The sequence below is a fragment of the Desulfosporosinus metallidurans genome (assembly GCF_001936615.1).
GTDB classification, from domain to species: domain Bacteria; phylum Bacillota; class Desulfitobacteriia; order Desulfitobacteriales; family Desulfitobacteriaceae; genus Desulfosporosinus; species Desulfosporosinus metallidurans.
In genome coordinates this window covers 1-12,748 of record NZ_MLBF01000081.1, presented here as the reverse complement: position 1 = coordinate 12,748, position 12,748 = coordinate 1, and the positions used below count along the sequence as shown (strand labels likewise).

Below are 12,748 nucleotides of genomic sequence, written 5' to 3'. Positions count from 1 at the left end.
TTTCAGAACAACCTCAAAGCCCGGCTCGACAGGCTGGCGGCAGAGGAAAAGAAGGATGACCTTTTGAATTTCGAGCAGCTTGGCGTGGATTATATATTTGTGGATGAAGCCCATGCCTATAAGAACTGCTTTACCTACACTAAAATGCGCAACGTGGCAGGCATTGGCCGGTCCGCAAGCCAGCGGGCGACGGATATGCTTTTGAAATGCCAGTATTTGCAGGAAATGGGCAGCGGTAAAGGCGTGGTATTCGCTACCGGCACACCTATCTCCAACAGCATGAGTGAAATGTACGTCCTGCAGCGGTATTTGCAGCCGCAGATGCTGGCAAGATTGGGACTCAACTATTTTGATTCCTGGGCGGCCACCTTTGGCGAGGTGATATCGTCTCTGGAAATCACGCCGGAAGGCTCCGGCTACCGTATGCGTAACCGCTTTGCGAAATTCCACAACCTGCCGGAACTGATGAACATCTTCCAGCTTGTGGCGGATATCCAGACCGCCGATATGCTGAACCTCCCCATCCCTGAAATCGAGGGCGGCAAGGCAACCATTATTGCCACCGAAGCTACACCCTTCCAGAAGATGATCATGGAAAGCTTTGTGGAGCGTGCAGAAAAAATCCGCAAGCGTGAAGTTGAGCCAGATGAAGATAACATGCTCAAACTCACCGGTGAAGCGAAACTGATGTCCATTGATCCCCGCCTGGTCTACGAAGATGCACCTAATGACCCGGACAGCAAATTGAATATAGCCATTGGAAACGTCTTTGATATCTGGCAGGAAAGCTCTGAGCAAAGATTGACACAGCTTGTGTTCTGCGACAGCGGTACGCCAAAGTCCGGACAGTTTAACGTCTACGATGAAATGAAAAGGTGTTTGACGGAAAAAGGTGTGCCGGCTGATGAAATCGCCTTTGTCCATGACGCTAAAACCGACGAGCAAAGAGAAAACCTGTTTGAAAAGGTGCGCATGGGTGAAATCCGAATCCTGCTGGGCAGCACAAGCAAGCTTGGCACCGGAACCAACGTACAGGACAGACTGGTTGCGGTCCATCACCTTGACTGCCCATGGCGGCCAAGCGACATTGAGCAGCGCGATGGCAGAATACTCCGCCAGGGCAATCAAAACCTTGTTGTCAAAATCCTGCGGTATGTCACGAAGGGTACGTTTGATGCTTATCTCTGGCAGATTCAGGAGCAAAAATTAAAGTATATCTCACAGGTGATGACGGGCAAGAGCATTTCCCGTTCCTGTGAGGATATGGATGAAACGGTGCTTTCCGCTGCCGAGGTGAAGGCGATTGCGACCTCCAATCCTCTGCTGGCAGAAAAAATGGAAGTGGACAACGAGGTTATACGGTTGAAGCTGCTCAAAGGTAACTGGAACAATGAACGTCTGACCCTGGGACGAAATATTACTAATCAATACCCCGATACCATTGCCTATTGTGAGAAAAAGATTGCGAGTATTGGCAAAGATGTGGTATTGCGGGAGAAAACTGAGGGGAAAGATTTTTCCATAGTGATTAATGGCAAAACCTATGATGAGCGTGTTAAGGCTGGAGAGCAACTCCTGTTAATGGCAAAGCTTAATGACCTTGTGGTAAACTGCGAACCCTTGTTAGTCGGCGAATTTAGGGGCTTGCATCTCTTGCTTGTCCTAAATGCCTTTAAACAACTGGAACTGCTGGTAAAAGGCGACAACACCTACAGCACACCCCTTGGCGATTCATCCCTCGGCGGTATCACAAGGCTTGAAAACGTGGTTGAAAAGATACCGGCGGTGCTGATGAATATGGAGCAAAAGCTGGCGGATACCCAAACTCAGCTTGAAGAAGCCAGGAAGGAAGTCCAAAAGCCCTTTGAGTATGAACAGCGCCTGAACGAGTATTTAGCGCGGCAGGCGGAGATCAATACCAGGCTGGAGTTTAAGGAGCTTCAAAAACAAGAGGAAGTCATATTTGACGAAAACACCGCGACTGAGACAGAGAAGGCCTGTAATAAAGAAGCCTGGGAGGCGGAATATGCTTAAACCGCTTTCCCAGGCTTTGCTTTTATTGCCAATCCAGAAAGTATTGCCATGTCCATCCCCCCTCTTGTAATTAGACCGTTGTTAGACGCCGTTCTGGTTCTCCAGAGCATCCTCTAAAGCAGCCCTCAATTTTGAAAACCTATATTCAAAATTAGCACTGAGAATTTTCTTTGGAACAACCCGTTGTCCATGTAATAACATCTCAGCCACTTGACCTAATACTATTTTCAACAAAATCTCTGGAATTGGTAACCATGATGGTCTATTTAGAACTTCGCCTAGTATCTTGCAAAAATCTCTCATTCTTACTGGCTCTGGTGCAACAGCATTTATAGGACCAGCTACCTCCTGATGGTCAATTATGAACCTTATCATTCTCGATAAATCTTGGATGTGTATCCAGGAGAGCCATTGATTTCCCGTACCCATTGGGCCTCCTATGTAGATTTTAAATGGAAATGCCATTCTGTTTAGTGCGCCTTCATTTCCTAAAACTACGCCAATCCGAATAGTAACAACTCTGGTTAAATTATTTTGAACCTTGTATGCTTCTTTTTCCCAATCTCGGCAAACTTGAGCTAGGAAATCCTGACCAACTTCATCAGACTCTGTTAGCTCATCATCCTCACGGGGTCCATAATATCCAACTGCTGAAGCGTTAATTAGAACTTTTGGCTGAATAGTACCATTATTGATAGCCGTAACAATTGCTCTAGTAGTTCTAATCCTACTTGCTAAAATCTCCTCTTTCACTGAGTTGATCCATCGACGATTACCGATTGACTCACCCGCTAAGTTGATCACTACGTCAGTTTGCTGTAGCTCAAAAATCGAAGATAGAGGAGAAACATTATCCCATTCTATTACCTGAACTTTATTTTCAAAGCTTCTGGCAGTTTTTTTGGGATTTCTCGTTACAACATATACCTGATATCCATTCTTAAGTAATTCCTCTATAAGATTTCTTCCGACGAAACCCGTCCCACCAAAAATAAACACATTCATCTTTCCACCTCCGAAATGGCGTCTAACGTTAGGCGGCGGGCTATGCCCTTTATTCAGACAATGGACGGGAGTCCCTTTGAACTTCCCCCGAACTGTATTAATGCACTAAATAAGAAGATTGCGTAACAATTTTTGCTTGGTTTTTCTACTGTAAATACGAATTTAGTATTTTTCTTTACATAAGGTATTTCCTGCTCAATTATTAATGTGTGCTCAGCAATACCAAATACGTAACTTTCACCTCCTCCAGAAGAGGTTAAAACCAGCTTATTATTATCTACTGTATAAGTACCTTCGATAGACATACCAATTCCCAATTCAAATTTGAATTCATTATTGTCTTTTAAAGTAAGAATTGGCAAAAACGAGGAAGTTATACTATATGGCTTTCCAAAATATTTTCCTATCGCAATAGTTTTTGAGCTAATATTTTCATTGCCTTTATTTATTGGTCTATCATTAACACATCCTACCAATAAAAGAAATACTGCTAAGATTCCAAAAATTAATAATAATAATTGTTTTTTCATTTTCACCTTTACCTTCACCTCTATCGACTGAATAGAAATTATATTAATTTCGTAATTTCCTACTGTTGTGCCACAAGCGATTAACTAATTATACCATAAATATCAAATAATATTTTTTCAACGAACTAAGCTGCTACCATGTGGGCGGCTTTTTTGTATTCAAAGTTAATAAAGATCTGTAACTATATCTCTTAGAAAGGATGTGATACCCATGCCGATGGTGGCAACACAGAGGCCCTACACCCTGTTTGTTGTACCCGATGACGAACCGATAAATCCGCGCGAAGAATGGGACAATTTCGGTACAATGGTTTGCTTCCACAGGCGGTACACGCTGGGCGACGAACATCACTACGACGACGCGGAAGAATTCTTTCGAAAACTGGTGCAGGACAGCATCCCAGATCAAGATGTTATTTCCTATATCAAGAATGGCAATGTGGATGGTTTGAAGCTGGAATATAACAAGTCCGCTCATGAATGGGAGCTTAATTCTTATTCTGATTTTTTCAAGAAGTGGTATACCGAATATACCCTCTCCGCACCGTTAAAAGGCAGCGAAACCGAACTGAGCGAAGCGATCCTTGAGCAAATGCAGTGGCAGGACTTGAAAACACTGTCTGAAAAAGCATATAGTATTCTGCCTGTCTATATGTACGACCATAGCGGCTTGACGGTAAACACAACCGGATTTAGCTGCCCTTGGGACAGCGGACTTTTAGGGTGGATTTATGCTCCCCACGATAAGATAAAGGAGGAATTTGGAGAGGTTACACCTGAAACCATTAAAAAGGCTGAAAAGTTGTTGGACGGTGAAGTTAAAGACTATGACTACTATCTTACCGGCCAGTGCTACGGCTTCAGGCTGTATAAACAGGAAGAAGAAATAGATAGCTGCTGGGGTTTCCTGGGCGATTTCAGGGACGTACAGGACAGCATCAAAGGGCATCTGCCCGATGAATGCAAGGATATTGTGGAAATTCTGCAAGAACGTTGGGACAACGCCAGCGTGGAGGACATCCTAGAGGAAATTCAGGAACATGAAGATAAGGACGAGCTTGATTGCGGCTTGGATGATGAGCTTACCGATGAAATGGAAATGTAGGTGGGACATGTGTTGTGACGACCGTTCATTTATATAATAAAAACATGGGAGACAACTCAGTCTCCCATGTAATAGAACTTCTGATTTATGTAGTAAACGCCATCTATGCTCAATTTATACTGCAATTTTGGAATCTGCAAAATACACCTCAATGAACACTTACCGCTTATTTGAACGTTAGAAGCTGGCTTGGATCAACGTCAAGAGCTTGCGCTATCCTAAATATAGAAATGATAGATACACCATAGACAGAGGTGCTTTCGAGGTGGCTAATGGTGGTATAACTTAATTCTGATTTTTCGGCAAGCTCATTTTGACTGAGACCTCGTTGTTTCCGAAAAAATTGGATTTTGAACCCGATGTTTCTTAGAAATTGTTTTTCTTCCGCTGTGTACGACTTGCTTTTGCTGGGGGGCATTATGATTCCTCCATTTTTAGATAAAACAATATTTTATACCATTTTATCTAAAACATAATTGCAATCATACGCAATTTTAAGGTATAATGTTGTAGTCATATTGCAATTTGGAAATGTCTGTATATAAATATTCCCTAAATAGCCGGTTTGATAAATAAAATTAATTCATTTTAGAGAGGAGTGGATATAATGCTTAATATTGCTATATGTGACGACAGGCCCATCCAGCGGAAACTTCTAAATTTACTGATTCATGAGTATGAGGAACAAAATGGAGCGCGCTTTAATCTTTATGAATTCGAGAGTGGAGAAGAAATTATTGAGAAATTTGATGAAAATAAAAATTTTTTCGATCTTTTCTTTCTGGACAACTTTATGAAAAAGCTGACCGGACTTCAGACCGCTTTAAGGATTCGGGACGACAACATAGCGTGTCACATCGTTTTTGTAACGGCATCCGATAAGCAACTGCAACATGCTTTTATGGCGGCCTCACCGCTTGAGATACTGTTCAAACCGCTCCAACAAGAAGATATAAATAAAATATTAGATAAAGTATTGGCCGGGAAAGTTGGCGAAAGGCCGTAGCAGATAGGGGAAAAGGGATAAAAAGGCGATAAATCAAAGGCAGGTGCTCCATACCTTATGGAACTCCTGCCTTCTAATTATTTATGCTAACATATTTAGTTTTCTCTTTCCCCCTGCCGAAATTGAAGAAGAACTGGAGGTGGACTAATGGCAACAAGTGTCAGGTTCCAGCTTTATGAAAGGAAGGAGGAATATAATGTCTGAAACAAATCTAAGCATTTTCGATAAAGCAATCGCAATCATACACAACACGCAAGACGGCAATCTGCTCTGTCCAACTCATTTAAAGCTTACCGAAATGGCTGTGAACGGTTTTTTGAATGACAGAGGCATCGAGGCATTTAACAAGCTGTATGAGGAAGTTATAAGCGGCGAATATAAACAGCCGTTTCTTCACGGCGTCGAACACATGACGCAGGACCATGAGGGATATATCCTGTTCAAGGGGAAAGCAGTTGAGCATTATTCAAGCCCGTGGATACATTCACTTGACGCCAGAAATTCGCTTTTAAAGATTCAACAGCAATGCCTGTTTCTGGAGAGTAAGGGCATTACACCTGACAGTATGAACATTGTATGGCGCTGGAAAGATGATAACGAATTCGGCGAGTACCAAAAAGCAAAGTTAGACGATTTGATTACCGCAGACAACCGTAAAATTGTATTTTCTGAAATCACCCTGAACAACAACGATAGTCAGATTGTAACCTTTTTTATGCCTGGAAATCCCGATGACACGATGATTTATAACACAGATGATTACATCGACTTTATGGAGCGCCACTGCGACAACGGCGGAATAGACTTCTTTATTCAGTCCCATACCTTTTCCTACGGTGAAGGTGAAGAACGGGAAGCAGGAGAGGATGAGCTGAAAATCATCCTCTCCTGCTTCGATTATCTGAAAGGCAAAGACCTTTTGAAAGCAGAAGCCGTCAGTGAATATGGCTCAAAGGGATACAGCCGTTTTTATGAAGATGATCCCGAGCTTTCAGAGGAACAGGAGGAGTACGATGATGAGATTTGAGAATGTGGATGTGATAGACACCCTGCGGAAAATCATGCAGCACAACACGGAGCATTACCAGTCGGATTTTGAATATGACATCGCAAGACTGCAAAGAGCCGCGGAGGACAGCCGCGGCAGCCGATGTTTCCTGTGGCTGTCCCGTGGGTTCGGCACCTGGTGTTTTGAAGAACGGGATGTCTATATCCGAAACACCCACGCCTTTAACACCTGGGACTATTACAATCATTCCAGCGAAAACGTCAAAGCCTTCGCGGTAGAGATCGAAGCTTTGCAGGACAAAGCTGTTGTCGGCCATGTTTTTGAGCTGGACTACAAAACGCATATCGAGGATGTGCGGAAAAACAGCTTCAACGCACAATCGGTTGAGGCGGTTTTCAAGCATCCCGACAGCAACAACGGATACATCCGCAAGTTTGATATCGACGAGTACAACACTAACTGGTACAGCATCGGCCAGCGTTACGGTGAGATTGAAACCCTGCGCTATGAGGTGGGTGATGAACAGCGGCTGCAAGATGTTCTGGGCAAAGCAAGGCAGATACGGATATTAAATACCACCGCCGGAAACCTGGACGAATACATTGCCGCAATGGTAAAGGAACGCTTCCACAGCTACGGCTACACCCGTGACGATATGGTATTCACCACACCCGGAGACGTTTTTGACGCCCTGGAGCATAAGGTTCCCGTTTACATGCTGTCCAAAGACAACATCAGGGAACCTGTCATCAGCACCGATGAAATCAGCTATCATATCTTTCACAAGGGTATTTTCGGCATGACGCCGGAGGACAAACGGCTGCTGGAATACCTGTTGGCTCTGCCTGAAAATCGGGCAGAGCTTTTTAATCGGACAGAGTTAAATAAGATTTACACCCTTGCCATTGCCGCCGGACAGTCGGGCGACCTGGATAAAACTGCGCTTAAAACCCTGGAAGCTATCGTATATAAGCTGGACAGGGTGCTTCCTGCCCCTCTTGAACCTGCGGAAAATGTGCGGGAGAAAGATGAAGAACTGGAGGTGTGATGCTGCCTATGGCACAAACAACGACGAAAACCCTTCGCTTCACAGAGGAACAGATCGAACAGGCCAACCGGGTCAGCCTGGTGGAGCTTGCCCAGCAGTACGGCTTCAAGCTGGAACAGGGAGGGCGTAAAGCCTTCCATGCCCAAAATTCCGGCGGTCTCTACATCTTCAAGGACAGCAACCGCTTTTACCACTGGACCTCTAATTCAAAGGGCGGTGCCATTGATTTTGTGATGAAGTATGACGGCAAAACCTTTACCGAAGCGGTGGCACAGCTAATTGGCGAAAGCTACGAGCCGTATGTCCGTGAGCGTATCCCCTACGTAAAAGCAGAAAAAGGTCCCCTTATCCTGCCCGACAAGGCCGCCAACTTCAAACGGGCCTATTGGTATCTGGTGAGCATCCGGGGAATTGCACCGGAGGTTGTCTCTCTGCTGATGAACGAGCGGAAAATCTATCAGGAAGCGAAATACGGCAACTGTGTGTTTGTCGGCTATGACAGGGAGAAAAACCCGAAATACTGCTCCATGCGGGCGGCCCACACGGAAAGCAATTTTAAGCAGGATAAAGAGAATTCCGACAAGAGCTACCCCTTCTATGTGGAGGGCGAAAGCGATACCGTCATCGTTTCCGAAAGCCCTATCGACCTGATGAGCCATGCCACCCTTGCCAAAATGCACGGTCTGGACTGGAAGCAGGATCACCGCCTATCCCTCGGCTGTACCTGGGACGGCGCCCTGGAGAGATACATGAAGGACCACCCTGAAATCAAAAAAATTGTCTTTGCCCTGGACAACGACTATAACGCCAGGGACAAGGACGGAAAACGGGCTCCCAATTACGGACAGGTGGCGGCAGAAAAATACTGCGAAAAATACGGCGAACAGGGCTATGCCTGCGCCATCCACCGGCCCCACCTCAAAGATTTCAACCAGGACCTGACGGAGACCCGTAAGGGCAAAAGTCCGAAGGAACTGGACGCCATGCGGGTTTCCATTCTGGAAGCCGAATTTGAAAGCGAGGCACGGGACGAGCCGGAGGAAGAATCGGGGGACGAACTGGAACCCTGACTAATTATCTTTTCATTGGACACCTCTTCCCCATTCGGGGAAGCCCGAAACGAAAAAAACGAAGGTCGCAAGACCCTCGTTTTTTTCAGTTAAGGCAGGAATAGATTTGTTAAACAAATCGTCAAAACGGCTTGCCGACAGTGTCGGCAACGTTGTTAAAACCCTATATAGATTGTTAATTTTTTGTTAAAGCGAAAGGATGTGTTCATGGGACGCTGGCAGTTGGTACAGCGCCAGAGTCTCCCGCTTGAAGCAAAGATAATATTAACTGAGCAAAGAATCCGGGAGTGGGTGGATTACTATGGCATTTACGGAACCTATGTAAGCTACTCCGGCGGCAAGGATTCCACTGTTCTCCTGGATATTTGCCGCCGTTTGTATCCGTCCATGACGGCGGCGTTTTGTGATACAGGCCTGGAGTATCCCGAAGTGCGGGAGCATGTAAAGCAGATGTCCAACGTGGAATGGTTGAAACCTAAAGTCCCTTTTAAGGAAGTTTTGCAGAAATACGGCTATCCCATTATCTCCAAGGAGTATGCCGACTATATCCACCGGTTGCAGCGGTCGCCGGAGAATGAGGCGATTCGCAATAAAGTGATTAACGGGATCTGCGTCAGCGGACGGCCAACCAGCTTTAAGCTCCCGCAAAAGTGGCATTATCTTATTGACAGCGGAATTAAAATCAACGCGGACTGCTGCGGAGTAATGAAGAAATCGCCGCTGAAATCGTTTGAAAAGAAAAACGGCGTGTTTCCCATTCTCGGTATTATGGCGGCTGAGAGCAAACGCCGGGAACAGAATTATCTGAAAGACGGCTGCAACGCCTTCAAGTTGATGCGGCCCCAGTCCCGCCCCATCTCCATCTGGACGGAGCAGGATGTTTTACAGTATATCGTCATAGAAAAGCTGACCATTGCTAAATGCTACGGCGAAGTCGTACCAGCAAGGAGGCAGCTTTCTTTATTTGAACCTCCTCTGCTGGAAACGACCCTATGCAAGCGTACCGGCTGCATCTTCTGCGGCTTTGGCTGCCATCTTGAGAAAGAGCCGAACCGCTTTCAACGGTTGAAAGTGACGCACCCGAAGCTGTGGGAGTATTGCATGAAGCCTGTGGAAACAGGCGGGCTGGGGATGAGGCCGGTGCTGCTTGCCTATGGCGTAAAAATCGAATAAACCAAAGGAGTTTTCACGATGATGGAACAGGAACCTGCAATCAAGCAAAAAGACTATGAAAGGGCTTCCCGGCTTTTAGGGAGGCTCTTTGAAGTTGATTCGGATATCACGGAACAAATCAACCGATGTCTCCAAGATTACGGAGCCAATGGGTTTTTCAGAAACCTTGAGAGCTTCGGTTTTTCAGAAGATGTTTTTGAAAAGCTGAAGGCGGTCAGAATGGTGCTGTTTGGAATGGGAGAAGAAGCAGTACCCGATTTACAAAAGCTTGAAAAGCCGGGAGGGGGTGCAAAACCGTGAAGAAAAACTATGATGAGGCTCACGCCTCCAGCTTCATAAAAGGAATCACCCGCCTTACGGGGATTGCCGAAAGCAAGCTGAAAAAATACGCCGCCGAAAACAATCTCTTTAATGTGCTGGAGCATCCCAATACCATTGACCCTAATAAACAGCAACTTGAAAAAATCCATGTCCTGAACGAATTTATCTCTATTTATCGGCTCCTCAAGCTACAGGAAAATGAAAACAAGCTGGTACTTGATTCCTCTAAGGTGGCGGGAGAATACTTTGCATCCTTATTGGGCGGCATTAAGGACAGGGAGAAGTTTATGGCTGCTTTTCTGGATACCGGCAACAACATCATCGAGACCAGGATCTTCTCCGAGGGAAGCATCGGAGAAGCAGCCGTTTATCCGAGAATGATATTGAAAGCGGCTCTTGACTGCGATTGCAAGTCCATCCTCCTGGCACACAATCATCCTGGGGGAAGTCGGATTCCGTCAATTCAAGACAGGGATATCACCGAAAGACTGATATCCATTTTTGCGCCGCTCCAGATCAGCGTGCTGGATCATATTATTGTTGCCAATAGCCAATATCACTCCATGGCCGAGAAGGAGGGTATGCCGCAGCCCTCCAGGGATGTAAGCTACGATGCTATTCCTCTGGATAACAATAAGGCGCTCGGGGAGGATAAAGCAGATTTTCATGTGGACATCTCGGATTTTGATGAATTAGACCCGGATGATTTTAATTTTTTAGAACCGGACGCCCAGGAGGATGAAGATGAATGGGAGCTTTGATTGACTATTAATTATTAATAAGGAAAGGAGCGTGTCCTATGGCTAAATCCGGTCAACAGCAGGACGAAAAAATCACTACGTCCATCTATCTTACCAAGCAGATGTGCGGTGAAATTGATAAAAAGGCGGACAGAGAGCATATTTCCCGCAACGAGCAAATCCGCAAGTATCTTGAAAAGGGCCTGGCGATTGAAAGCTACGAGGAAAACATCGACCTCATCACCGTCATTATCCACCAGGAAATCGACGTGTCTATCAAAGCACTTGGCAACCGCCTGGCCGGAATGATCAACCGCATGACCATTATATCGGCGGCGGGCTATTATGCCAATATCGCCCTGATTGCCGACCTTATCGACACCGACCGCTATTCCTCCTTTGAAAAAATCGAACGCCTGGCCAGAAAGCGCGCCCTGGCCTATGCCAACCTGAAAAGCGGCGACGCCCTCAAAGCCTTTCTGGATGACGAGGAAATGAAAAAGGCGGTCAACGAGCTAAAGGGAGGAACCCCGGCCTATGTCGATTTTGATGTATAAGCAGCGGTTTAGAAACCCCAATTACCGAAAGACCCCTAAATGCAATTACGCCCATATCGGCTATATCGCCACCCGCCCCGGCGCCTCCAAAAACGAGGGAATGCGGCATGGATTGTTCGGCAAGCTTTCTCCCGGCGAGCTGGTGGAGTTTGAAACCTGGCAGGAAGTCGCCAGAGAAGTCCGGGAGCTTTCCTATAAAAACGTCAACATCTTCCGCAGCATCATTTCCTTTGCTCCTGAAACCGCCATGGAATTGGGGCTGAATGACCATAAGGCATGGGAGCAGTATATCGAGCGGCATATCCAAACCTTGGCACAAAAAAACGGCATTAGCGTAAAAAACCTGTCCTGGGTCTGTGCCCACCACAACGAGCGCAGCCATCCCCATAGTCACGTTGCCTTTTGGGACAAAAACCAAAGGCTGATGAAAAACTATGTCCACCCTAAAATCCCCGACAGCATCCGCATCCAACTGATCAAGGAAACCTTTGCGGACAAGATCGAGCAGTATTGCAGGGAGAAGGACAAAGCCAAAGGCGACATCAAGGCCGTCACCGATGAATTGGTATCCGAATTTGACGAGTACGTCAAGGCGGCCCATCCAAAGGAATACAAACAGTTAAAGGAGCTGGTGGGACGGATTGAAGCAGACGAGCTGGGCACAGTCTCCTTGGACGGCATTTTGGGAGACACTGATTTAACCCCGCTGATTATCAGATTGTTCGATCTGAAAGATAAAATGCCGAAAAAAGGCCGCCTGTATTACAAGCTGTTGCCCGAAGAAGTCAAAGCGGAGGTGGATGCCTTTGTCGAGGAATTGAAAAACGGCAACGAGTATATCCGCAATATGATTGACGAATACGCGGACAGCAAGTGCGCCCTAGCAATGCTCTACAACACCGACCCTGAGAATACCGAAAAGTACCGGCAAAAGGCAGTCAAGGAAGCGGAAAAGCTGATTGCCAACAAGCTGCTGGGTGTGATCAAAGCAATGCTGAACAAGGAACATGAATTGTCCCATATGGAGTACACTGAGGCCAAAAAGCATTACTATACCGAGCAGATGATCTGTGAAATCCTGAAGATGCTGGAACAGAATATCGTAAGCCTTGATACGGAATATGACGACAAGCAGAAAACCATGAGCACC

The 12,748-nt window shown here is 46.0% G+C and carries 14 protein-coding genes; 11 read left to right on the top strand and 3 right to left on the bottom strand.

Going from position 1 to position 12,748, the window contains the following annotated elements; all coding sequences use genetic code 11:
* A partial coding sequence (locus tag DSOL_RS24205; protein ID WP_282433577.1) for a helicase-related protein occupies positions 1 to 2,034 on the top strand: 2,034 nt, incomplete at its 5' end.
* Positions 2,035 to 2,115: 81 nt separating this feature from the next.
* Here the strand turns inward: DSOL_RS24205 and DSOL_RS24200 are convergent.
* Together DSOL_RS24200 and DSOL_RS24195 are read right to left on the bottom strand one after the other, a co-directional pair.
* Positions 2,116 to 3,039: a TIGR01777 family oxidoreductase gene (locus DSOL_RS24200; protein ID WP_075367292.1), complete on the bottom strand. Its 924-nt coding sequence runs from the start codon at positions 3,037 to 3,039 to the stop codon at positions 2,116 to 2,118.
* Positions 3,040 to 3,092: 53 nt separating this feature from the next.
* Positions 3,093 to 3,575: a hypothetical protein gene (locus DSOL_RS24195; protein WP_075367291.1), complete on the bottom strand. Its 483-nt coding sequence runs from the start codon at positions 3,573 to 3,575 to the stop codon at positions 3,093 to 3,095.
* Positions 3,576 to 3,780: 205 nt separating this feature from the next.
* On the opposite strand from DSOL_RS24195, the gene DSOL_RS24190 reads away from it, so the two are divergent.
* Positions 3,781 to 4,674 carry a hypothetical protein gene (locus tag DSOL_RS24190; protein WP_075367290.1) on the top strand — a complete coding sequence of 298 codons (894 nt, stop codon included), beginning with the start codon at positions 3,781 to 3,783 and terminating at the stop codon, positions 4,672 to 4,674.
* 166 nt (positions 4,675 to 4,840) lie between these two features.
* Here DSOL_RS24190 and DSOL_RS24185 read toward each other — a convergent pair whose 3' ends face one another.
* Positions 4,841 to 5,092, bottom strand: coding sequence for a helix-turn-helix domain-containing protein (locus DSOL_RS24185; RefSeq protein WP_068962340.1), 252 nt, complete (start codon positions 5,090 to 5,092; stop codon positions 4,841 to 4,843).
* Positions 5,093 to 5,281: 189 nt separating this feature from the next.
* On the opposite strand from DSOL_RS24185, the gene DSOL_RS24180 reads away from it, so the two are divergent.
* The 9 genes from DSOL_RS24180 to mobP3 all read left to right on the top strand — a co-directional run.
* Positions 5,282 to 5,680 (top strand): response regulator, encoded by a 399-nt coding sequence (locus DSOL_RS24180; RefSeq protein WP_075367289.1) that lies wholly within the window; start codon positions 5,282 to 5,284, stop codon positions 5,678 to 5,680.
* 196 nt (positions 5,681 to 5,876) lie between these two features.
* Positions 5,877 to 6,707 (top strand): hypothetical protein, encoded by an 831-nt coding sequence (locus DSOL_RS24175; protein ID WP_075367288.1) that lies wholly within the window; start codon positions 5,877 to 5,879, stop codon positions 6,705 to 6,707.
* A complete protein-coding gene (locus DSOL_RS24170) occupies positions 6,694 to 7,737 on the top strand; it encodes a hypothetical protein (RefSeq protein ID WP_139314598.1) in 1,044 nt (347 codons plus the stop codon). The genes DSOL_RS24175 and DSOL_RS24170 overlap by 14 nt, the downstream gene beginning before the upstream one ends.
* An 8-nt stretch (positions 7,738 to 7,745) precedes the next feature.
* Positions 7,746 to 8,807, top strand: coding sequence for a DUF3991 domain-containing protein (locus DSOL_RS24165; RefSeq protein WP_075367294.1), 1,062 nt, complete (start codon positions 7,746 to 7,748; stop codon positions 8,805 to 8,807).
* Positions 8,808 to 9,014: 207 nt separating this feature from the next.
* A complete protein-coding gene (locus DSOL_RS24160; RefSeq protein WP_083643005.1) occupies positions 9,015 to 9,980 on the top strand; it encodes a phosphoadenosine phosphosulfate reductase domain-containing protein in 966 nt (321 codons plus the stop codon).
* Positions 9,981 to 9,998: 18 nt separating this feature from the next.
* The gene (locus DSOL_RS24155) at positions 9,999 to 10,280 is read left to right on the top strand and encodes a hypothetical protein (RefSeq protein ID WP_075367286.1); all 282 of its coding nucleotides are present in this window, start codon (positions 9,999 to 10,001) and stop codon (positions 10,278 to 10,280) included.
* Positions 10,277 to 11,062: a JAB domain-containing protein gene (locus DSOL_RS24150; RefSeq protein WP_075367285.1), complete on the top strand. Its 786-nt coding sequence runs from the start codon at positions 10,277 to 10,279 to the stop codon at positions 11,060 to 11,062. Before DSOL_RS24155 ends, DSOL_RS24150 begins: the two co-directional genes overlap by 4 nt.
* A gap of 38 nt (positions 11,063 to 11,100) precedes the next feature.
* The gene (locus DSOL_RS24145; protein WP_075367284.1) at positions 11,101 to 11,598 is read left to right on the top strand and encodes a ribbon-helix-helix protein, CopG family; all 498 of its coding nucleotides are present in this window, start codon (positions 11,101 to 11,103) and stop codon (positions 11,596 to 11,598) included.
* The coding region (gene mobP3, locus DSOL_RS24140) for a MobP3 family relaxase (protein WP_075367283.1) at positions 11,579 to 12,748 on the top strand (1,170 nt) is incomplete at its 3' end. The genes DSOL_RS24145 and mobP3, both read left to right, overlap by 20 nt.

What these genes read in the sequence shown, in the direction of transcription:
- DSOL_RS24145 (WP_075367284.1), top strand. Translation starts at nt 11,101, where the DNA reads ATGGCTAAATCCGGTCAACAGCAGGACGAAAAAATCACTACGTCCATC.
- DSOL_RS24155 (WP_075367286.1), top strand. Translation starts at nt 9,999, where the DNA reads ATGATGGAACAGGAACCTGCAATCAAGCAAAAAGACTATGAAAGGGCT.
- DSOL_RS24185 (WP_068962340.1), bottom strand. Translation starts at nt 5,092, where the DNA reads ATGCCCCCCAGCAAAAGCAAGTCGTACACAGCGGAAGAAAAACAATTT.
- DSOL_RS24175 (WP_075367288.1), top strand. Translation starts at nt 5,877, where the DNA reads ATGTCTGAAACAAATCTAAGCATTTTCGATAAAGCAATCGCAATCATA.
- DSOL_RS24200 (WP_075367292.1), bottom strand. Translation starts at nt 3,039, where the DNA reads ATGAATGTGTTTATTTTTGGTGGGACGGGTTTCGTCGGAAGAAATCTT.
- DSOL_RS24180 (WP_075367289.1), top strand. Translation starts at nt 5,282, where the DNA reads ATGCTTAATATTGCTATATGTGACGACAGGCCCATCCAGCGGAAACTT.
- DSOL_RS24170 (WP_139314598.1), top strand. Translation starts at nt 6,694, where the DNA reads ATGATGAGATTTGAGAATGTGGATGTGATAGACACCCTGCGGAAAATC.
- DSOL_RS24165 (WP_075367294.1), top strand. Translation starts at nt 7,746, where the DNA reads ATGGCACAAACAACGACGAAAACCCTTCGCTTCACAGAGGAACAGATC.
- DSOL_RS24190 (WP_075367290.1), top strand. Translation starts at nt 3,781, where the DNA reads ATGCCGATGGTGGCAACACAGAGGCCCTACACCCTGTTTGTTGTACCC.
- DSOL_RS24160 (WP_083643005.1), top strand. Translation starts at nt 9,015, where the DNA reads ATGGGACGCTGGCAGTTGGTACAGCGCCAGAGTCTCCCGCTTGAAGCA.